17 protein-coding genes are annotated in these 21,666 nt (G+C 67.6%); 11 read left to right on the top strand and 6 right to left on the bottom strand.

Features of this window, described 5'->3' with window-relative positions; genetic code table 11:
• The first annotated feature begins 88 nt into the window (after positions 1-88).
• Complete coding sequence (locus DFR31_RS13840; protein WP_170153588.1) at positions 89-256, top strand: hypothetical protein; 168 nt, start codon at positions 89-91, stop codon at positions 254-256.
• Positions 257-346: 90 nt separating this feature from the next.
• Positions 347-2,605, top strand: a complete 2,259-nt coding sequence (locus tag DFR31_RS04035) for a mechanosensitive ion channel family protein (RefSeq protein ID WP_121441355.1) — start codon at positions 347-349, stop codon at positions 2,603-2,605.
• Here DFR31_RS04035 and DFR31_RS04030 read toward each other — a convergent pair.
• Positions 2,549-3,877, bottom strand: coding sequence for an MFS transporter (locus tag DFR31_RS04030; RefSeq protein WP_121441354.1), 1,329 nt, complete (start codon positions 3,875-3,877; stop codon positions 2,549-2,551). The two genes, DFR31_RS04035 and DFR31_RS04030, sit on opposite strands and share 57 nt — an antisense overlap.
• A 99-nt stretch (positions 3,878-3,976) precedes the next feature.
• A complete protein-coding gene (locus tag DFR31_RS04025) occupies positions 3,977-4,357 on the bottom strand; it encodes a hypothetical protein (protein ID WP_147436936.1) in 381 nt (126 codons plus the stop codon).
• Positions 4,358-4,564: 207 nt separating this feature from the next.
• Between DFR31_RS04025 and DFR31_RS04020 the strand changes: the two genes are divergently transcribed.
• Together DFR31_RS04020 and DFR31_RS04015 are read left to right on the top strand one after the other, a co-directional pair.
• A complete protein-coding gene (locus tag DFR31_RS04020; protein WP_121441352.1) occupies positions 4,565-5,665 on the top strand; it encodes an alcohol dehydrogenase family protein in 1,101 nt (366 codons plus the stop codon).
• Positions 5,655-6,746: a proline racemase family protein gene (locus DFR31_RS04015; RefSeq protein WP_121441351.1), complete on the top strand. Its 1,092-nt coding sequence runs from the start codon at positions 5,655-5,657 to the stop codon at positions 6,744-6,746. The genes DFR31_RS04020 and DFR31_RS04015 overlap by 11 nt, the downstream gene beginning before the upstream one ends.
• On the opposite strand, the gene DFR31_RS04010 is transcribed toward DFR31_RS04015, so the two are convergent.
• Positions 6,743-7,132 carry a hypothetical protein gene (locus tag DFR31_RS04010; protein WP_121441350.1) on the bottom strand — a complete coding sequence of 130 codons (390 nt, stop codon included), beginning with the start codon at positions 7,130-7,132 and terminating at the stop codon, positions 6,743-6,745. The two genes, DFR31_RS04015 and DFR31_RS04010, sit on opposite strands and share 4 nt — an antisense overlap.
• A gap of 216 nt (positions 7,133-7,348) precedes the next feature.
• Between DFR31_RS04010 and DFR31_RS04005 the strand changes: the two genes are divergently transcribed.
• Positions 7,349-8,806 (top strand): putative nucleotidyltransferase substrate binding domain-containing protein, encoded by a 1,458-nt coding sequence (locus DFR31_RS04005; RefSeq protein WP_170153587.1) that lies wholly within the window; start codon positions 7,349-7,351, stop codon positions 8,804-8,806.
• A 17-nt stretch (positions 8,807-8,823) separates the two neighbouring features.
• Here DFR31_RS04005 and DFR31_RS04000 read toward each other — a convergent pair whose 3' ends face one another.
• Complete coding sequence (locus tag DFR31_RS04000) at positions 8,824-9,075, bottom strand: hypothetical protein (RefSeq protein WP_147436935.1); 252 nt, start codon at positions 9,073-9,075, stop codon at positions 8,824-8,826.
• A 220-nt stretch (positions 9,076-9,295) separates the two neighbouring features.
• Here DFR31_RS04000 and DFR31_RS03995 point away from each other — a divergent pair, with 220 nt between their 5' ends.
• The 6 genes from DFR31_RS03995 (at position 9,296) to DFR31_RS03970 (ending at position 17,450) form a co-directional block, all read left to right on the top strand.
• Positions 9,296-9,727: a response regulator transcription factor gene (locus tag DFR31_RS03995; protein ID WP_121441347.1), complete on the top strand. Its 432-nt coding sequence runs from the start codon at positions 9,296-9,298 to the stop codon at positions 9,725-9,727.
• Positions 9,727-11,871, top strand: a complete 2,145-nt coding sequence (locus tag DFR31_RS03990) for a 3'-5' exonuclease (protein WP_121441346.1) — start codon at positions 9,727-9,729, stop codon at positions 11,869-11,871. Before DFR31_RS03995 ends, DFR31_RS03990 begins: the two co-directional genes overlap by 1 nt.
• A gap of 187 nt (positions 11,872-12,058) precedes the next feature.
• Entirely contained in the window at positions 12,059-14,002 is a 1,944-nt protein-coding gene (locus DFR31_RS03985; RefSeq protein WP_121441345.1) for a DUF294 nucleotidyltransferase-like domain-containing protein, read from the top strand.
• A gap of 68 nt (positions 14,003-14,070) precedes the next feature.
• Positions 14,071-14,346 carry a DUF4212 domain-containing protein gene (locus DFR31_RS03980; RefSeq protein WP_121441344.1) on the top strand — a complete coding sequence of 92 codons (276 nt, stop codon included), beginning with the start codon at positions 14,071-14,073 and terminating at the stop codon, positions 14,344-14,346.
• Between the two features lie 12 nt (positions 14,347-14,358).
• Positions 14,359-16,140: a sodium:solute symporter family protein gene (locus DFR31_RS03975; RefSeq protein WP_121441343.1), complete on the top strand. Its 1,782-nt coding sequence runs from the start codon at positions 14,359-14,361 to the stop codon at positions 16,138-16,140.
• A gap of 224 nt (positions 16,141-16,364) precedes the next feature.
• Positions 16,365-17,450: a DUF294 nucleotidyltransferase-like domain-containing protein gene (locus DFR31_RS03970; protein ID WP_245971122.1), complete on the top strand. Its 1,086-nt coding sequence runs from the start codon at positions 16,365-16,367 to the stop codon at positions 17,448-17,450.
• Positions 17,451-17,483: 33 nt separating this feature from the next.
• Here DFR31_RS03970 and DFR31_RS03965 read toward each other — a convergent pair whose 3' ends face one another.
• Positions 17,484-18,581, bottom strand: a complete 1,098-nt coding sequence (locus DFR31_RS03965; RefSeq protein WP_211328229.1) for a histone deacetylase family protein — start codon at positions 18,579-18,581, stop codon at positions 17,484-17,486.
• A 45-nt stretch (positions 18,582-18,626) separates the two neighbouring features.
• A complete protein-coding gene (locus tag DFR31_RS03960; protein WP_121441341.1) occupies positions 18,627-21,665 on the bottom strand; it encodes a molybdopterin dinucleotide binding domain-containing protein in 3,039 nt (1,012 codons plus the stop codon).
• Position 21,666: the final 1 nt, after the last annotated feature.

The raw sequence follows: 21,666 nt of genomic DNA, 5'->3' as shown, positions 1-21,666 counted from the left end.
GCCATTCAAGCGCGCGCGATCCCGGCCGATACCATGGGTGAGCAGCAACCAACCGCGAGTCGGCCCAGGTGGCCGGGAGGGTGCCCCCATGAATCCCCTGTTCTACGCCGTGATCTGGTGGCAATGGATGCTGGCACCGCAACCCACCAGCGGGCCCGCCGGGGGGGCACGCCCCGGTGGCCGGGTGATCGACTACCGCGGGCATGAGCGGGCGCGGCGGCGCTGGCAGCCCTGGCAGGGGCTGCGAACCGGTTGATCGCGCCTGGCAGCAGGCGCCGACCCTGAGATCCCGCGCCCGGGTGCGTTAGACTGCGGGCATCGTCCCCAACCGCCGGTCCTGTCGTCCATGTCGCAGCCCCGAAGCCTGCCCCGTTACGCCCTCTGCCTGCTGGCGCTCTTCCTGTTGTCGTGGAGCGGGGCACCGGCCTGGTCGGCCGATGGCGGGGAGCGGGAGCCGCAGGAGCGGCAGGAAGCCATGGAATCGCTCGATGACGTCATCCACACGCTGGAGGATGGCGAGCAGCGAGAGGTGTTGCTGGAAGACCTGCGGCGGCTCCGTGCCGTGCTCGGCGAAGGGGAGGAGTTGCTGGAGGGGGGCGCTCGGCAGGGCGTCCTCGGTGTGCTGGGTGAAGGCCTGGCGGAGCTGCGTGAGGCGGCCACCGGGGATGAGGCGCCGGTGGAGTCGTGGGCGGCCCGCTTCGAGGACGCCGGGGCGGACCTTAGGCGACTGCTCGGCGAGGCCGACGCGGGCGATATCGCCCAGTTTCTGCTGGATGCGGGCCTCTTCCTGATGTTCTGGGTGGTCACGCTGTTCCTGCTCCTGGGTTTGGCGCGGCTGCTCGATCGCCGCCAGCACTGGCCGGATCAGCTCCCCAATGAGGCCCACGTCTACCTGCTGGCCGTGCACTTCACCCGCCGGCTGTTGCCCTGGGCGCTGGCGTTCGCCCTGGTACTGGGGCTCAACCAGTTCCTGCAGACATCGCCGGGGCACGCGAGCGCCCTGGTCATCGCCTACGTGGCGCTGTTGGGTCGGCTGCTGGCCCTCGCCGCGGAGACGGTCTTCTCCCTTTATACCCGCGGGCACCGGCGCGTGGCGGTGCGCATCCTGCGTGAGCGCTCGCTGGGGCTGCTATTCACGGTGGGGTCGTTGGTGGCACTGGCCGATGCCCTGGACAGTCAGCGGGTGGTCGGCTTCCTCGGTGCGGAGCTGGCCGAATTGGTCTCGCTTCTGGCCAGCCTGGCGGCAGCCGTGCTACTCGGGGCCTTTGTGCTGCGCTTCAAACGACCGGTCCGGCACCTGCTGGTCAACCGGCCCTATCCCCGCCGCCACCACTGGAGCACCGCCGATGATGTGCTGCGTCTGCTGGGTAATGTCTGGCACATCCCCGCGTTGCTGCTGATCGGTGCGTCGTCGTTGGCGGTGCTGCTGGAGGCCGGCGACCCGGGTGCCGCCGTCACCCGCGCCATGGTTACCGCCGCGCTGTTGGTCTTCACCCTGGTGGTCACGCGGCTCGTGCGCCGCCAGGGCGAGCGGCGGATGAGTCGCCGCCGGATGTCGCTCTACCGGGAGCGCCTGGAGCGGTTCGGTTACACCCTGGGCCACCTGGCCATCTGGGTCGCCTTTGTGGAGGTCTCGCTGCAGGTCTGGGGTGGCACGCTGCTGGGCCTGGGCACCGAGGGCCTGACGGCCCGCCTGGGGCAGGCGGTGCTGGCGGTGATTATCACCGTGCTGGTGGCCTGGCTGGTGTGGATCCTGGCCGATACCGCGATCCAGCGGGCGCTCACATCCACCGCCCGGGCCCGCGGCCGACGGGTGAACGTGGCCCGGGTGCAGACGATTACCCCGATGCTGCGCAACATCCTGTTCAGCGTCATCCTGGTGCTGGCAGGCATTGCGGTGCTGGCCAATCTGGGCGTGAATGTCACGCCGCTGCTCGCGGGGGCCGGCGTGGTGGGCCTGGCGTTGGGCTTCGGTGCCCAGGCGCTGGTGCAGGATGTGATCACCGGTATCTTCATCCTGATCGAGGATTCGCTGGCGGTGGACGACTTCGTGGAGATTGGCGGACACATGGGTACGGTGGAGGGCCTGACCCTGCGCACCGTGCGGCTGCGCGACCTGGACGGGGTGCTGCACATCATCACCTTCAGCCAGATCCAGGTGATCAACAACATGTCGCGCCAGTTCGGCATTGCGCTGATCCGGGTGCGGGTGCCGCAGTCGATGCCGGTGGACGATACCATCAAGCTGCTGCGCGAGGTGGCCGCCGACCTCCGCCGGGATACCTTCCTCGGTTTCCGGGTCTGGTCCCGTCTGGAGGTGCAGGGGGTGGAGCGTTTCGATGAGGGGGGCGCTATCCTGCGGGTGCGCATGCGCACCGCACCAGAGTGGCAGTGGGACGTGGCCCGTGGCTTCAACCTGCTCCTCAAACAGCGCATGGAGGAGTTGGGCATTGACGTGGCGGCGCCCCGGCTCAGCGTGCAGATGGAGGGGCGCGGCGGTGGCGAGGTGCCGGCCGTAGAGCCGACCGATTCGGGGCAGACCCCCGCCTCAGGTGACCTCCGGCAGTCGGGCGGACAGCCAAGCCCCGGCGATGCCCATCCCTGACAGGAGCAGGATCACGCCGGCGACCGGCACCACGGCGGTCAGCAGTCCGACACTGCCCATCAGCAGCAGCACCACGCCGATGACGGTGTTACTCACCGAGACGTAGTCGGTCCGCTTGTCCCCGCCGGCCAGGTCCACCACGTAGGTCTTGCGCCCCAGCCGCACCCCGGCGTGGGCGATGGCCAGCAGGAAGAAAAAGAGCGGGTAGAGCCAGGCGCTCTGTGCCAGGGCGGGTGCGACCTGGGTCAGCACTACCAGTGTCAGCCCGACGCCACCGGCCCCTGCGCCGGCCAGCACCATCACCCGCCGGCTGGAGGCGTCGGCAAACCGGCCCCAGAAGGGGGCGGAGAGCAGGCTGGCCAGGCCGTCTGCGATCACGAACAGGCCCAGCACCAGCGCCGCGCCCCGGGTCTGCTCATGCGCGAGCATGATGATGAACGGCGCGGTAAGCGCCGAGCAGAGCAATAGCGCCCGCGCAATAACGAAACGTCGGAAGGGCGCATCGGTGCGCAGGCGGTCCAGCCGGTGGATCGCCTCGGAAAAGGCATTGCCGCCACCGGTGGTCGCGCCGGGGTATTCCCGGATGGCCCCGTAGGACGCGGCCGCCAGTAGCCAGAGCAGGGCGGCCCCACCGAGCAGCAACAGGTAGACCGCGGTGTCGCCGGCCTCGCCCCCGCCCAGCAGCAGTAGGGCCCCCACGGTAATGGTGACCAGCCCGGCGGCAGCAGCGGACCAACCATTCACCTGGCCGCGCCGGGTCTTGGGTACCGTTTTGCCCAGGACGTCCTTGGAGGCCACGGAGCACAGGCCGCGGGCCAGGCTGAACAGCACCAGGGCCGCGATCAGACCGGTGCCGGCCGCCATTCCATCGAGCCCGACAGCCACCAGGGCCATGGCCAGCACGGCCACCGCCTGCAGCACGCAACCCAGCACGAAGGCCCACTTGCGCTGGGCCACGCGGCGCACGTAGCTGGCGATGAAAAGCTGCGGAATGAGCGACCCGGATTCGCGGATAGGGACCAGCAGGGCGGTGAAAAAGCCCGGCGCGGCAAGGGCGCTGAGCAGCCAGGGCAGCACGGTCTTGGGGTTGGCCACCGCGTCGCCGAGTTTGGTGAAGAAGTGGCTGAGGATCTGGAGAAAGAAATTCCCGGGGACGACGTGGCACGCCTCGTCGCTGATGTTGCGGCAGACGCGGGCGTCCTCCTCGTCCACCAGGGTGCGGTAGGCCTTGTCCAGGGCCGGGTTGCCGTACCAGTGCTCGTCCGCGCGCATGTTCCGCTGCCTTTGTGACCCAATACGCGGATTATGACGGCCCGTCACCGGGGTGAACAGGCCGTCGGGCTGGGCCAGCGTGCACCTGGTTCCCGGCGATCAGGCCGCCTGCCGGGGCTTCTCCGTTCTGAATGCCTCGTTCAGGCCTTCCGTGGTGTCACGGGAGAGGATCTGGATGTGCTCCAGGTACAGGCGGTGCAGTCGCGCTTGCTTGTGCACATCATCCACCGCCTGCGCGTGGCCGCGGCTCACCACCTCCTGTTGGGCGCGGATGAAGGCCTTGAGGCTCTCCTCGTCGCGCACGGCGAGCCCCTGGCGGGCCAGGGCGATCAGGTTATCGCTCTGCTGCTGGCCAGCAGTCAGCTGTTCCAGTATCAGGCGCTCCAGGTAGACCAGTGTCAGCCCGGTCAGGGCCTTGAGCGGGCTGATCATCAACTGCTGGAGCGGCATCGCAGCGGGGTTGAGAGCTGACGTAGACATGGTGTCGGCACTCCGATTGAGCATTCGGCCACAGTGAAAGCACTGCAGAGGCAATGATAACGCACTGCCTTGTGCGCTGCAACAAAATGCGAATTGGTCTGACCGAGGGATGTACGCCGGGGCTGCACAAGCTGCGTTTTAAGTCCTAGAATCAAGGGGGTAGCAGGTTTGTCGGTTATACGTCGTAGCACAGGAGGAGCATTGCCTATGGCTGAAGCCACCATGCGGGCCGTGCAGCTGACGGGGCACGGCGATCTGGATGTCCTGGTCTACCGCGAGAATGTGCCCCGGCCCCAGCCGGCACCCGGCGAGGTGCTCATCGAGGTGAGCGCCTGCGGCATGAACAACACCGACGTCTGGGTCCGGCAGGGGGCCTACGGCACCGAGACCGACGCCGAGGAGGTGTCCACCTGGCGGCGGGGCCGCTCCACGCTTACCTTTCCCCGCATCCAGGGCACCGACACCGTTGGCCGTATCGTCGCCGTGGGCGAGGGGGTGCCGGAATCGCGGGTCGGTGAACGGGTCATGGTGGATTTCAGTCTCTACAACCGCGACGACGACAGCCTGGCGGATATCGACTACATCGGCCACGGGCGCGACGGCGGGTATGCCGAGTACACCACCGTGCCGGCGGAGAACGCCCACGTGGTCGACACTGACCTGACGGACGCCGAGCTGGCCACCTTTTGCTGCGCCTATCTCACCGGCGAGCACATGCTGGAGCGGGCCGGGGTCCGGCCCGGCGAGCGGGTGCTGGTGACCGGGGCCTCGGGCGGTGTCGGCTCCGGTATCGTCCAGCTCTGCCGCGCCCGCGGCGCCATTCCTTACGCGGTGACCGGCGCCGCCAAGGCGGACGCGGTGCGTGGGATCGGCGCCGAGGCGGTCATCCCCCGCGACGCCGAGGACCTGGTGGGGGCAGTGGAAGAGGCCACCGGCGGGGCGCCCATCGACGTGGTGGCCGATCTGGTGGCGGGCCCCCTGTTCAATGACCTGCTGCGGGTGTTGCGCCCGGAAGGCCGGTACACCACCGCCGGTGCGATTGCCGGCCCGCTGGTGCAGCTCGACCTGCGCACCATGTACCTGAAGCACCTGCAGTTGCACGGCTCCTCCCAGGGCACCCGCCAGGACTTTCAGCGCCTGGTCCGCTATATCGAGGCGGGTAAAATCAAGCCGTTGCTCTACAACACCTACCGGCTATCCGACTTCCACCGTGCCCAGCGCGACTTCATGGAGAAGGCCTACATCGGCAAGCTGGTGGTGGTGCCCGACCACAAGTGGGACGAGGTGGGCCGCCCCCATGCGCGCTAAGGCGAGCCTGCGCCGGTTGCGGCTGGTGGACGTGGACGTGGGCGGCGACGTGCACCGCGTGGTGATGGGCGGTGTGGCCCGCTGCCCTGGCCCGACCGTCCGCGACAGCATGGACTACCTGGAATCCCGCGCGGATGGCTTGCGCCGACTGCTCATCAGCGAGCCGTTCGGCTACGACTCCATGTGCGTGGACCTGGTGATGCCCGCCTGTCTCCCGGAGGCGCAACTGGGCTACGTGATCATGGAGGTGATGGGGTACCCCTACTACTCGGGCTCAAACACCATCGCCACCGCCACCGCGGTGCTCGAGGCGGGGCTGATCCCCATGGAGGAGGGTGAACAGACCCTGCGGTTAGAGGCGCCGGGCGGGCTCACGACAGTGCGGGCGCGCAACCGCGACGGGGTAGTGGAATCCGTGACCGCGCAGGGCTCCTCGGCCTTCATCCAGGCCCAGGACGAGGTGGTCCAGGTGCCCGGTCTGGGCGAAGTGCGTTACGACCTGGTCTGGAGCGGGGGGTATTACATCATGGTGGATGCCGCCAGCCTCGGGCACCGGGTGGTGGCGGAGCAGACCGGCGGCATGATCCTGACCGCGGAGCGTATCGTCAACGCGGTGCAGGGGGACTTTCGGCACCAGCACCCGGAGCTCGGGGCCGTCGGGCTGCCGCGCTTTCTGCACTTCATGGGCCCGGTGGAGCGGCGGGCCGACGGCCGCCTGCACACCCCCTCTGCCACCTACGGCCACCCCGGTGTGATCTGGCGTTGCCCGACCGGCACCGGGACCTCGGCCCGACTGGCCCTGATGGCCCGTCGCGGCGAGATCGACGAGGGGGAGCTGCTGGAGGCCGTCTCACCCTCCGGGAACGCGTTCACCGGCGTGATCACCGGCTATCCGCGGGTGGGCGGGTACGAGGCGGTGGACACCACCATAACCGCGGTGCCCTACCCGGTGGCCAACATGGAGATGACCATCGACATCGATGCCCCCATGATGCGGCCCTTCCAACTCGAGCACATCCTGGAAACCCCCGGGGCGTCTATCGCCTTATCGCCCCCTGCGCCGGGCGGTGGTGTGGACTAAAAGCGGCGGTCGTCCTCGTCGTCATCTTCCTTGCGCCACTCCTGCGGTGGATCGATGCGGGGAGGACCGGCCTTTTTCTGCGAGACGATCTGCGAGGCCACGTGGGCAATGGCGATCGCAAAGGCGAGCGGGAAGAGCGGCAGCAGCAACGGCACGGTGCCGACAATGAACAGCGTACCCAGCGGTGATGTCTGTACGGCGATCAGCACCAGGGCGAGGATAAACCAGCGCGCCGCAAACTTGCCGCAGTGATCCCGGCACCACGCCGCCCGCCGCAGGCGGTCCTCCTCGGTGGCGCGGGGCATCCGTGCCAGGTGCCAATGGGCGAACCAGAACGCCAGTAACCACTGGCCGAAGGGAAGGGATTCATGGTCTCTGTGCGGCATGAGCGTCGCGGGCCTCATCAACGCCGGTCTATGGATGTGTGCGGCAGTGTACCGGAAGGGTGCCGGGCGCACCCAGCCCGGGGTGGCCCCTGGGTCAGGGCCGGGCGGCAGACGGGATGCCCTCTTCGTGCCATGCTTGCCGGTAACGGCCCGGCGCTGCCTCAGCGCCGGGCTTTCCCCCGTTAGCTAATGGACACGTTCGGGTTAGGAGGCGCTGTGGCTGGCTATTCAGCACTGTTCACCCGTACCGCCAAGGATGCCATGCGCCCGGCGCTGGTGGTCTGCGACCAGCACACGCCTTGCGAGGACGTCACTGCAAGGATGGCGGAAACCGGGAGCAACTGTGCGGTCATCACCCGGGGTGCCGGTCGTGTGGTCGGCCAGCTGAGCGGTCGCGATGTCACCCACCGCGTGGCCTTCCGCGTCCCGTCCGGCACCCCGGTGGGCGAGGTGTTGACCGGGCCGCTGCGGGTGGCCCGCCACGATGAGCGGCTCTACCGCCTGGTCGGGGTCATGCGGGTCACCCGGGCGCAGTACCTGCCGGTGGTGGACGATGCCGGACGGGTGATGGGGCTGCTCTCGCGGGCCGATGCCCTGGGCGCCGGGCTGCCCCGCTACCTGGAGCGGCTGGACCGTTTCGCCCAGGCCGCCACCGTGGAGGGACTCCGCGCCATGCGCCACGCCCAGCCGGAACTGGCGGCGGACCTGTTGGCCGACCGACTGGATGCCCCGGAGATCCAGGCGCTCCTTTCCGGCATCAACGAGGACATCTATCGCCAGCTGGTCAGAAACACCGTGGAGGGGCTGGCGCTGGATGGCTGGGGGCGGCCGCCGGTGGGTTTTGCCGTCATCGTCATGGGCTCGGGAGGGCGCCAGGAGAGCTTCCTGGGGCCGGACCAGGACAACGGCCTGGTCATCGCCGACTACCCGGATGCGGAGCACACCGCGGTGGACGCCTACTTCGCCGAGCTGGCCCGGCGCCTGACCCGCGACCTGGACGCGGTGGGCATTCCCTACTGCGCCGGTGACGTGATGGCCAGCAACCCGCTATGGCGCAAGACGTACTCGCAATGGCTGGCGCAGCTGGACTACTGGAAGCGCAGCCGCAGCCCGCAGGCCCTGCTGAACGCCAGCATCCTGCTCGACTTCCGTGCGGTATGCGGCGATTTCGCCCTGGGGCGGAGCCTGCGTGGTGCCATGGTGGAGCGGATCGGTGGCTCCAGTGGTTTCATGCGGGCACTGATGCTGAATGACTCCACCAAGCAGGTCGGGCTGGGCTGGTTCGACCGGTTGGTCACCGAGCCGGGCGATTCCGCCCACGAGGGTGAGATCCACCTCAAGCGCAACGGCATCATGCCTATTGTCGAGGCGGCCAGGCTCTACGCGCTGGCCCATGGCGTGGAGGCCACCAGTACCCGCGAGCGGCTGAATCGACTGCACGACGAGGGGGTGTTGGACGCGGACGGCCTGGATGCATTGCTGCATGCCCACGGCTTCATGTGCCGGCTGCTGCTGGCCCGCCAGGTCCAGGAGAGCCTGGCCGGGCAACCGCCGCGCGCCCACGTGCCGCCCGGCGCGCTCACCAGCCGTGAGCGGGACCAACTGGTGCGGAGCATGAAGACATCGTCCTCGCTGCTACGCCGCCTGCGCCGGCTCCTGGTGGGCGATGTCTGAGTCCGGGCAGGGCGCGTCTATTTCTCCGCGTTCTCGGCCTCCCGTCGCTGCCGCAGCATCAGCAGGACGACCCGCACGTTGTAGGCGAGCCCGATGCCGAAGGCCATCAGCGCGGTGATGAAGAAAACCGGCAGGAGAATGGGTGCATCCAGGAAATAGGACAGCCACAGGCAGAGCAGGCTGAATACCGCGATCGGGATGCCGATTTTCATTAATATACGTAAAACGCGATCCGGTGGAATGACGTTGCGTTTTTCCTGGTTCGCCATGTTGCTGCTCCGCTATCCCGCGGTGGTTCGGCCCGCCGCATGCCAATGATTGGGCGATCAGAATAGGGAGTCCGCGCCCGCCGATCAAGTAACACACGCTGCAATCACGGCGCATGACGGCCGGCTTGCCGCTGTGCTATGTTTTTCGCAAAACGATACGAGCTGATCCAACGGGCCCCGAAGCAGGGCCCGGGCAGCGAAGAAGGTTTCGGGAGGAGACATGAAATCCGATTCCATACTCGTCGTGGACGACGAACCCAATATCGTCCTCTCGCTCCGGTTTCTCATGCGGGCGGAGGGCTACCCCGTGCACGTGGCCGTTGATGGCCACCAGGCAATCGATCTGGCGCGCGAGCACCAGCCGCGGGTGGTGCTGCTCGACCTGATGCTGCCAGGCCAGGACGGCTACGAGGTCTGCCAGCAGATGCGCCAGACACCGGGCCTGGAGAATGCCGGCATCATCATGTTGACCGCACGCGGGCGTGAGACCGAGCGGGAGAAGGGCCTTGCACTGGGCGCAGACGACTACATCACCAAGCCGTTCAGCACCCGTGAGCTGCTCGACTGCGTCCGCCAGTACATGGCAGGACCCGCGCGTCAGGACCAGCCATCCGGTCAAATCGGCCCGACGGCCGTGGCCGGAAGCATGTAATGCAGCAACGGCCGTTCGTTACCTGGGTCCTACTGGGCATTGTTGCGGCGGCCCTCGCCATACTCACCCTGGCGGTCTACAGCGTCGTGCCGGAGGGATCCGGCATGCGCGAGCAACTCCCCATGGTCATCACCCTGGCCGGCGTCGGTCTGGTCGGGGTGGGGCTGGTGGGTTGGTTTTTACTGGAGCGGCTGCTCATGCGGCCGACGCGGAAGCTCTCCCGGGGCGTGCGCGCGCTGCTGGAGTCCCGCCAGGCCGATCAGGAGATCATCCTGCCCCGGCACCATGCGCTCGGCGATCTGACCAAGGCGGTTGAAGCGCTGGCGGATGCGCTGCGCAAGTCCCGGCGCGAGACCCGCAAGGCCATGCAGTCGGCCACCGCCGAACTCTCCGAGCAAAAGACCTGGCTGGAGACCATTCTCCAGGGGCTTAGCGAGGGGGTGCTGGTCTGTAACCGGCAACACCAGGTCATGCTCTACAACCGGGCGGCGGTCAGCATCCTCGGCCACCCGGAGGCCATCGGTCTGGGGCGGCCGCTGTTCAATGTCCTGTCCAGCCCACCCGTGCAGCACACTCTGGAGCGCCTGGAACGGCGCCACGGGGGGGACGTGGATCTGCCAGCGGAACTCTCCGCGCCCTTCGTTTGCACCAGCGCCGACGCCCAGCGCATGTTCCACGGCCGGATGGCACTGATCCAGAACAGCCAGGGGCAGATCACCGGCTACCTGATCACCCTGGTCGACATATCCAGCGATCTGAGCCGGCTTGCGCAGGGCGACGCCGTGCGCCGGGCGCTGACCCGGGATCTGCGCGGCGTGGTGGGCAACCTGCGCGCCGCGGCGGAGACCGTGGCCAGTTACCCGGAGATGAAGCCCGACGAGCGCCGGTCCTTCGACGAGGTCATCCGCAGCGAGAGTGAAAAGCTGAGTGAGCAGATCGATGACCTGGCGCACCAGATCCGGGGCTATAACCTCGGGCGCTGGCCCATGGCCGATGTCTTCGTCGGCGACCTCGTTAATTGCCTGCAGCAGCGGCTGAAAGACCTGCCGGATGTTCGCGTGACCCTGGTGGGGCTGCCGCTGTGGGTGCACGGCGACAGCCTCTCGCTAATGCTCGCCATGGACTGCCTGGTTCGCCGTATCCACGAATATACCGGGGCGACGACCTACGACGTGGAGGCCCTGCTGGGCGACCGGCGGGTCTATGTGGATATCAGTTGGGCGGGTGATCCGATCCCCACCAGCGAGCTGAACCGCTGGATGGAGAGCCCTTGCGCGGACGATGAAGTGGGGGCCCAGCGCCTGGGGGATGCCCTGGAGCGCCACGGCTGCGAGCCCTGGAGCCAGTCGGCCAAGCGTGAGGGGTACGCCCTGTTGCGCCTGCCCTTGATGGCCTCGCATCGGCCGCAGTTCATGCAGGAAGAGGAGCGGCTGCCCGCGCGCCCGGAGTTCTACGACTTCGGGCTCATGCAGGAGTACGCCGGTGACAAGACGCTGGCCGCCAAGAAGCTGGCGGAGCTCAGCTTTGTGGTGTTCGACTGCGAGATGACCGGGCTCAACCCCGAGGGGGGGGATGAAATCATCTCCATAGCCGGGGTGCGGGTGGTCAAAGGGCGGGTGCTCACCGGCGAGACCTTCGACCGGGTGATCAATCCCGGTCGTCCCATCCCGCCCGGCTCGATCCGCTTCCACGGCATCACCGACGAGGATGTGCAGGACAAGCCGCCGGTGGAGGTGGTGCTGCCGCAGTTCAAGTCCTTCGCCGGTGACGATGTGCTGGTGGCGCACAACGCGGCCTTCGACATGAAGTTCGTGAGCATGAAGGAGCGCGAGGCCGGGGTGACGTTCGACAACCCGGTGCTCGACACGCTGCTGCTCTCCGCCCTGCTGGACGGGGACGAGGAGGATCACTCCCTGGACGCGCTCTGTGACCGGTACGGTATCGCGATCACCGGGCGGCACACCGCGCTCGGTGACACGCTGGCCACGGCCGAGTTGTTGGTCCGCATCATCGAGCGGCTGGAGGCGCAGGGCTACCGCACCTTCGGCGAGGTCATGAAAGCTTCCCACATGGCCGCGGAACTCCGCCATCGCAGCGCGGTCTTCAGTGCATCGGGTGAAGGGATGGAATCCGCCCGCAGCTGACCCTCCGGCGTTACCTCGGGTTACCTCCCGTTGCGAATCCTCACGTCACTAACGGTGACAAGCTGTTACCTCGGGTGACACGCCTCTGTGTTACCCCGCTCCAAGCTGCTGATTCCTAGGTGCCACTGCATTGGCACGACTCCTGCAAACCACTGTGCGGTACTTACAGGAGCACAGTGGCTTGCAGATGGGCGACGACAATCACAATAAGCTGGAGCAGGGCGCCACGGCCTCCCCCCGGGAGGAAGTGCAGGCCTTCCTGCGTCAGTACGCGCCCTTCGACGACATGGCCGGCGAGCACCTGGACTACCTGGTGGAGCGCCTGACCACGCGGGACTACGCCCGGGGCGAGGCGCTGATTCATCCCGACGATGGTCCCGCCGAACGCCTGTTCATCATCCGTTCGGGCCGCGTGGGCGGGGAGTCGCCCCGGGGCGAGGAGCAGGACGGTCGTCCCGTCTGGGAACTCCACGCCGGCGAGTGCTTCCCAGTGGGCGCACTCATCACGGGCAAGCCGCCGCGCACTATCCACCGGGCCCTGGAAGCAACCACCTGTTTCGAACTCGATAAAGGCGACTTTACCCATTTGCTGCACGTGTCGGAGGAGTTTCACTCCTTCTGCACGCGCTGGCTCTCCACCATGCTCGACCAGATCCTGGTCCAGTACGAGAGCCAGGAGGTGAAGGGGCTGGGGAACGGCGATACCTCGCTGGATATCCCCCTGAGCGAGCGTTTGCGGCGCGAACCGGTTACCTGCCGGGAGGAGACCACAATAAAAGAAGCGCTGCAGGCCATGGACACCGGGCGGGTCGGGAGCGTCATCGTCACCGATGACCAGCTCGCCCCGCTCGGTGTCTTCACCCTGCACGATTTGCTGCGCCGCGTAGCCCTGCCCCAGGTGGACCTGACCCGCCCCATCCGGGACGTGATGACCCCCGACCCGGTGGCCATGCCATCGACGGCGTTCGCCTTCGAGGCGGCCATGGTCATGGCGCAGCACGGCATCCACCACATTTGCGTGGTCGATCAGGGTCGGCTTCAGGGGGTGATCTCCGAGCGGGATCTCTTCTCCCTGCAGCGGGTGGGCCTGGTGAACCTGACCCGCACTATCAAGCGGGCCAAGTCGGTAGAGGCCCTGGCCCCGTTGCAGGCCGATATCCACCGCCTGGTGGGGCAGATGATCGACCAAGGCGTGAAGGTCGGGCAGATCATGCAGATCATCACGCTGCTCAACGACCACATTGGCGAGCGGATCATCGAACTCTGCCTGGCCGACAGTGATGACGACCTGGCCGATATCGACTTCTGCTGGATTGCCTTCGGTAGCGAGGGGCGCCAGGAGCAGACCCTGAAGACCGACCAGGACAACGGCATCCTGTTCATGGTGCCCGATGACGGGCCCGATGCCGACGCCCTGCGCAAGCGCCTGCTGCCGGTAGCGCGGCGCATCAACGAAGCGCTGGACCGCTGCGGCTACCCGCTCTGCCCGGGCAACATCATGGCCAGCAATCCGGAATGCTGCCTGTCGCTGGAAGAGTGGCAGCAGCGGTTCAAGCGCTGGATCGACCAGGGCACGCCGGAGCACCTGCTAAAGGCGGCCATTTTCTTCGACTTCCGGGTCATTTATGGGGCGGCCGCCGGGGCCGAGGGCCTGCGCGCGTGGCTGCTCGAGCGCACCTCGCGCAACAGCCGGTTCCGCAAGCAGATGGCGGCCAACGCCCTGCGCAACCGGCCGCCGCTGGGCGTGATCCGCGACTTCGTCACGCGGAGCCACGGCGACCAGCGCGATGTCATCGACCTCAAGCTCAACGGCGTCACGCCCTTCACGGACGCGGCGCGTATCTTTTCCCTGGCTCATCGGCTGCCCGCCACCAACACGGTGGACCGCCTCAAGGAGGCGGCAGAGGCCGGTGCCCTTGCCCGGGGTGATGTGGAGGCGTGGATCATCGCCTACCACTACATCCAGGTGCTGCGCACCCGTAAGCACCAGGAGCAGGCAGCGGCCGGGAAGCCGCTAAGCAATCATGTTTCACCCACCGAGCTAAATGAACTGGATAAAAAAATTCTTAAGGAGGCATTTCGAGAAGCGAGAAAATTACAATCAAAACTCACTTCAGAGTATCAACTGTAAAGGCCTTGAATACGGCAAAGGGAATTGCTGAATCATCACTTCAATCCTAGGAAAGAGGAGTGTCATCAATGTCTGATTCGGAAAATCAGGTGACAAAAGACAGAGGCGAGTACTGGCGGGCTAACCTCAGAATCATTGGGGGCTGCCTCGTCGTCTGGGCCGTCGTAGGCCTGGGTCTGGGTGTGCTGCTGGCCGACTGGCTGAACAACTTCAGCATCGGTGGCTACCCGCTTGGGTTCTGGGTGGCGCAACAGGGCTCCATCTATACCTTCCTGGTGATCATTTTCTTCTATGCATGGCGCATGAACAAACTTGATCGCGAATACGACGTCTACGAGGACTGAGGCTGAATAACAATGGAAGGATCTCAACAGATACTTAACCTGACCGTGGTGGGTCTCACGTTCGCGCTCTACATCGGTATCGCGATCTGGGCCCGCACCGGTAGCACCAGCGAGTTCTACGTTGCTGGCAAGGGCATCAACCCGGTTGCCAACGGCATGGCCACCGCGGCGGACTGGATGTCCGCGGCGAGCTTCATCTCCATGGCCGGCCTTATCGCCTTCCTGGGCTTCACGGGCGGCGCCTTCCTGATGGGTTGGACGGGCGGCTACGTGCTGATGGCCCTGCTGCTGGCCCCCTACCTGCGTAAGTTCGGTAAGTTCACGGTGCCGGAGTTCATCGGCGACCGGTTCTACTCGAAGACGGCGCGGGTCATCGCGGTTATCTGCCTGCTGGCCATCTCCATCACCTACGTTATCGGCCAGATGCGCGGTGTCGGGATCGCCTTCTCGAACATCCTGGAAGTGGACCTGACCGTGGGTCTGATCTCCGGCATGTTCGTGGTGTTCCTGTACGCGGTGTTCGGCGGCATGAAGGGCATCACCTACACCCAGATTGCCCAGTACTGCGTGATGATCTTCGCCTACACCGTGCCGGCGGTCTTCATTGCCATCGCCATCACCGGTGTGCCGATCCCGCAGATCGGCCTGGGTAGCACCCTGGTGGGTTCCGATACCTACCTGCTCGAGGCGCTGGACCAGACCCTGGTGGACCTGGGCTTCACCGCCTACTCGGCCACTGAGGGCGGCATGAACATGCTCAACATGTTCCTGCTCACCGCCTCGCTGATGATCGGTACCGCCGGTCTGCCGCACGTGATCATCCGCTTCTTCACCGTGCCGCGTATCCGCGACGCGCGTAAGTCCGCCGGCTGGTCCCTGGTCTTCATCGCCATTCTGTACACCACTGCCCCGGCCGTGGGTGCGATGGCCATGTGGAACCTGATCGACACCGTGGTCACCGACCGTCACAACATTGGTCAGGAAGAGTCCCATCTGGCTTACGACGAGATGCCGGCCTGGATGGAGCGCTGGAGTGAGACCGGCCTGCTGGCGTTCGAGGACAAGAACAACGACGGCCGTATCCAGTACTACAACGATGCGAACGAAGAGTTTGCCCAGATGGCCGAGGAAGAGTGGGGCTGGGAAGGCTCTGAGCTCACTACCTTGGACCGTGACATCATCGTGCTGGCCAACCCGGAGATCGCCGGTCTGCCGACCTGGGTGATCGCCCTGGTGGCTGCGGGTGGTATCGCGGCGGCCCTGTCCACCGCGGCGGGTCTGCTGTTGGCCATCTCTTCGGCGATCTCTCACGACCTGCTCAAGGGTGTGTTCAAGCCGGATATCAGCGAGAAGAACGAGATGCTTGCGGCCCGTATCTCCATGGCCGTGGCGATCATCTTCGCCGGTTACCTGGGGCTTAATCCGCCCGGCTTCGCGGCCGAGGTGGTGGCACTGGCCTTCGGCCTTGCCGCAGCCAGCCTGTTCCCGGTGCTGATGATGGGCATCTTCTACCGCAAGATGAACCGCGAGGGTGCCATCGCCGGTATGCTGGCCGGTCTGATTGTCACCCTGGGCTACGTGTTCACCTACAAGGGCTTCCTGTTCTTCCCGCAGCTTGCCCTGCTGCCGGACACCGCCGAGTACTGGCTGTTCGGTATCAACCCGGGCAGCTTCGGGGTGATCGGTGCCTGCGTGAACGCCATCGTGGCCTTCAGCGTGGCCAAGATGACCGCGCCGCCGCCGGCCGAGATCCAGAAGCTGGTGGAAAGCGTGCGTGTGCCGCGCGCCGACTGATCGCTGACTGGAGCGATCCGGATGCCGCACCAGCCGGTGCGGCATCCGCCTCACTGATTCTCTTGAGCCCGCCTTTTGGCGGGCTTTTTTCGTATCGGTCGGCGGTTTCTCCGCGAGGCGCCGGCGAGCCCCGGTAGGGCGGGGCCCCTTGGTGCGCTAAGCTCAATCCCATAGCTGCTTCCGGCACCGCCGGGAAGGGGAGCGTGTTGACCGACTTGAACACAGTGATTGGGCCCGTCGTTGAGGGGCTTGCCACCGGCCCGCCGGCGGCGGTGGCCGACCTCGCGCAGGCACTGGGCAGGGCCGAGGGCCAGCCTGCCCTGCAGCGCCTGGCGGGTGAGTTCGTGCCGCTGCAGGCCTCGCTGGCGCACTCGGGTATGGCGGGCACCGCCCAGGCCCGCCTCATCACCGGGCTGGTGGATACGCTCACCCGGCGTCTGATCGCCCTGGCGGAGGCGGAGCTTGCCGAACCCGCCCCCGGCCCTTGGGCCTGGCTGGCTTGCGGTTCCCAGGGCCGGGCGGAGCAGACCGTGCATACCGACCAGGACAACGCCCTGGTTTATGCCGACGGCCTGCCCAAGGGGGCGGATGACTGGTACCGCGCCCTCGCGCAACGGGTGACTGGCGGGCTCGATGCCTGTGGGCTGCCCCATTGCCCCGGTGGTGTCAGCCCGGCGAACCGGGAGTGGCGGCGCAGCGTGTCCGGTTGGCGGCAGGCGATGCGCTCGGTGGTCGAGGCCCCGGAGCGCAAGGCCGTCATGTTGGCCACCCATTACCTGGACCTTCGCGGGGTGGCCGGTGACCCCTCGCTGTTCGAGCCGGTCCGCGAAGAGGCCTTGGCGGCGGCCGCAGCCAACCGGCGTTTTATTGCCCGGCTGAGCGATGGCGCTACGCGGCCACGACCCCCGTGGCATGCGTTGGGGCGCATCTGGACCCCCTGGGTCGGCGAGCACGCGGGCCGGGTGGACCTGAAACAGGGCGCGATCCTGCCGTTGGTCCAGCTGGCTCGGGTGTACGCCGTGCGCGCCGGAGTGAGCGCCCGCCACACGCTGGAGAGGTTGGAGCAGGCGGCTGCGGCCGGTGCATTGGCCGAGGATGACGCCGAGCGGCTGATGGCCGGCTACCGTGCCGTGATCGCGACCCGGGCCCGCCTGCACGCGGAGGCCATTCGGGCCGGGCGCCCGTTGCACAACCAGGTACCGGTCGCGGACCTGACGGGGGCGGAATACCGGGCCGTGCGGGGTGCCTTTCGCGCCATTCTGCGCCGGCAGCGGGTACTGCGTCAGGCAGTGATCCGGGAGGGGTTGTAATCGTTGTCGCCGGGCGGGGTGGAGGCCCCGGGCTCAGGGCGCCTGGAAGGCGTCCCGATGAAACTGGATGGCGTCCTCCACCTCGTCCATACCGGTTTCCGCCACGGGCGTCGGTGCCCGGCCGGCCAGGACTTCCAGCACCGTCCGCGCACCCCGTGACAGGGCTTCAACGTTGTAGCCCCCTTCCAACACGAAGGCGATACGCCCGCGACTGTGCCGGTCGGCAATGTCCTGTACGACGCCGGTCAGGGCCGCAAAGCCCTCGTAACTGACGTCCAGTGCCTGATCCAGCCGGTGCGGGTCGAACCCGGCGGACACCAGCACCAGGTCGGGGCGGAACCAGTCGGCGGCGGGTACCAGGACGTCCCGGAAGGCGCGCAGCAGGGCGGCGTCCCCGGCTCCGGCGGGCAGCGGTACGTTGACAGTGGCCCCTTCACCGAGGCCGTCACCGATCTCCTCCAGCCGGCCGGAACCGGGGTAGAAGGGAGGGGCCCGATGGGTGTCGAAGAAGAGTACGTCGGGGTCTGCGCGGAAGATATCCTGGGTGCCGTTGCCGTGGTGGGCGTCCCAGTCGACGATCAGTACCCGCTCGCAGCCCAACGCCGCCTGGGCGTGGGCGGCTGCGACGGCCACGTTGTTGAACAGGCAGAATCCGCGCGCCCGCACCGCCTCGGCGTGATGCCCGGGTGGCCGCGCCAGGGCGAAGGCGGCATCCGCCTCACCGCCGAACACCGCTTCCACGGCGGCGATGGCAGTACCGGCGGCCACTTCGGCGGCGTCCACGCTGCCGGGGGAGACCGCGGTGGTGTCCACGTCCAGCCAGGCGTGTTTACCGCGTAAGGCGTAGATGCTCTCAAGGTAGGAGTACGTGTGAACCCGGGCCAGCTCCGCCGGGGAGGCGGTGCGCCCGGCGCGGAAGGTCACCCCGGGAACCGGCTCACGTACCAGCAGGTCGACGATGGCGGTGAGCCGGCCCGGGTGTTCCGGGTAGTTCCACTGGATGGTGAGCCCGTCCAGCATGCGCTTCACGCGGGTGGCCAGCCGGCCCGGCTGGTATGCGTCCTGAACATCCGGCCGGTGCTCCAGCATCCGGGCGTCGTGGAAGGCGATGACGCGGCGGTCTCCAATCACGCCGTGCTCCTGTGGCGGAACCTGACTAGATCATAGTCGATCCTCTCAGGCTGGTGTGATACGCGCCGGCAGGCCCTGCCGCACTGTACTGCCGGCCACGGGGTCCACCCAGACGGAACTGCCGGACCGGGTGGGGTCCGCCAGCCCCAGATCGTTGAGGTTGAGCCCGGCCGCCAGGGCCCCCTCACCCCCGAAGTCCTGATCGCCGATCCGGTGCTGCCGCGCCCCCAACTCCTTGTGCCCGAAGCTGTGCTCCACGGCGATCACGCCCCGCTGCACCCCCCGGCGCAGCTGCACGATGGCGGTTTCACTGCCTCCGGGGGTGGTGATGCGTACGCTTTGGCCGTTGCGCAGGCCCCAGCGCGCCGCGTCCTCCGGGTGGACCAGTACCGGGTTGTCCGGATGCAGCTGGCGCAGGCGTTTCACCGCGATGCTGTAGGAGTTCTGCAGCGGTGACTTGAAGCTGATCAGTTGCGCCGGCCACTCCGGTTCCGGGTAATGTTCGGCGACCTTGCTACCGTCGGCGAAGCGGGCCGGGTACCAGGTGGGGGTGCCGGGGAAGCGCTCTTCCATGAGGCCGTTGCTGGCCGTGCCCACCTCCTCGCGGTAGAGGTGCATGGGGCCGCCAAAGCGGTGCCGGGTCTTGGTCCCCTCGAAGGCGCGGGCTTCGTCCTCGTAGCGGCCGCCCCGGGCGTAGACGTAGGCCACCCGCCGCCACTCCTCGGGCTTGAGGCAGTCTTCCAGCACCGGGCGAATGTGGTCCACGCCGCTCAGGGCCAGCTCGGTGTCATTCACCTCCGGTACCGGGTCATCGGCCCAGGCCACGTTGGCGCCGGCGCGGACGTAGTAATCCTCCGGCCGGTGCAGGGGGTGCAGTCGGCCGTCGGCGTCGGGGATGGCGTCGTCGCCGAAGCCGGGGAGGTCCATGGCCTTGGCCAGGCCGATGAACAGGCTCTCCATGCAGACCGGGCTCCCCTCCGCCGTGCGGGCGTTGGGGGACTCCACCGCCGGCCAGCGGGCGGTGGTTACCCGGGTGGGCACGCCGGCCCACGGGGCGGCCCAGCCCCAGGCCTCGTACATGAAGGTGTCCGGCACCACGTAATCGGCGTAGGCGGAAGTCTCGTTCATGAAGGGGTCGATGGAGACCAGCAGCGGGATGCGCCCGGGGTCGCGCAGCTTCTCTTCCAGGTGCTTGGCCATGCCCGGGATGCCGTAGAGCGGGTTGGCGTTGCGCAGGAAGAGTGCCTTCAGGCCATAGGGGTAGCCGTCCAGCGCAGAGCTGAACAGCTCCACGGTGAGGTTGGGCGCCACCGGGAACCAGGGCGCCTCCACGGGCCGATCGGTCAACGGCTGGCTGTTGCGGCTGACATGCCGGCCGCGGGGGGCCACCTTGCCCGGAAAGTCCACCAGGTTGTAGCGGGGACCCGGGGCCACCTCCGGGTAGCGCCCGCCGGCCACCACCGTGCCCCCCTTGCAGTTCAGGTTGCCGATCAGGGTGTTCAGCATCACCACCGCCCAGGCGTTGTAGAAGCCGTTGCCGGCCATCATGCCGCCGTGGGTGTTGGCCGCCGCCCGCTTGCCGTGGCGGGTAAAGGTATCGGCCAGGTCAATCAGGGTCTGCTCGGGGATGCCGCAGATCGCCGAGTACTCGGCCAGGGTGTGCTGCTCGGCCGCCTCGCGCAGCAGGGTGAGGCTGGTGGCGACGGTCAGGCTCTCCCCGTCGGCGGTGGTCACCTGGCCACGGAAGTAGCGCCGGGCAGGGCCGGTCAGACGGTCGTGCGCCACCGGCTCGTCCCCGTCGTCCGGGAGGACCACGTACTGCTCGTCGCTACCCAGGCCCAGGTCGGCGGCCCGGAGCATGCGGCCGTCGCGGCGATCACCGGGGGTCTGCACCACCAGGTGGGTAGCATTGCTCCAGCTGGCCTCGCCGGCGGCCTCGGCGGCGTCCGGGTTGGGTTGGGCCAGGTAGGTCTGGTCCTCCCGCTTGTTGTCCAGGATCCAGCGGATCAGGGCCATGGCCATGGCGCCGTCGGTGCCGGGCTTGATGGGTACCCAGCGGCCGGCGTGGGCGCTGGGCTTGTTGCCGGCGTGGGTGAGCACCGGGTCGATGACCACGTACTCGAAGTTGCGCCCGGCGTCGCTGCGGGCGTCGGCGATCTGCCGGCCCTGGCGCTTGAAGGGGTTGCCCGCGTTGCCGGGCGCGGTGCCGATGAACAGCACGAAATCCGCGTGGCGGAAGTCGGGCTTGGCGTGGGGCATCTGCCGGAGGTGGCCGAACATGGCCGCCGAACCGGAGCGGTAGGCCCCGCCGCAGTAGGAGCCGTGGCCGGCGTAGTTCTGGCTGCCGAAGGCCAGCCGGGAGAAGCGCTGGGCGAAGGCGCGGCCGCCGTCGTTGGCGGCGTCGATCACTGCCAACTGGTTGGCCCGGGGGCCCAGTTCCGGGCGTTCCGGGTCGATGGGGGTGTCCAGGTCGCGGATGGCGCGGAGGCCGTCCACGTGCCCCTCGCCGAACAGGTCGCCCCCTTCCACCAGCTCCTCGATCAGTTGCTCGAAGGAGATGGGCTGCCACTCGCCGCCGTTGCGCGGGCCGACCCGCTTCAGGGGCTGGGTCACCCGGTGGGGCGAGCGCATCTGCTCCAGCACTGCTGCGCCCCGGCCGCAGGCGGTGGAACGGCCCTCCAGACCGCGTTTGCCGTGGCGGGAGAGACTGTGCAGCGCCTCCTCCACCGGTGTCTCCCAGGGCAGGGCGGGGTCCGCGGAGAGGGGGCTGTAGGGGTTGCCGGCCACCCGCAGTACGTCACCGCTCTGCCGGTCGATGCGCAGGCGCACGCCGCAGAAGGTGGTGCAACCCATGCACATGGTGAAGGCGGTGCGCTGGTCCGGATTGGGGGTGATGGCGCCGGTGATGGCGTCCACCTGGAACTCCGGTGCCAGCGACTTGCCGTGCAGGGCGCTGGGCGGGCGCTCCCCGGCCCACTGGCCCTGGCTCATCTTGCCCAGCACACCGGAATAACCCACGGCGGCGGTGGCGAGGGCGGCGCCCGCGGCGCCGGTCTTCAATAGATTGCGACGGGAACGGTCCATG

It is taken from the genome of Alkalispirillum mobile, from assembly GCF_003664325.1.
Taxonomy (GTDB): domain Bacteria; phylum Pseudomonadota; class Gammaproteobacteria; order Nitrococcales; family Halorhodospiraceae; genus Alkalilimnicola; species Alkalilimnicola mobilis.
The sequence above is the reverse complement of the archived record's forward strand: the minus strand, read 5'-3'. Positions and strand labels throughout refer to the sequence as shown.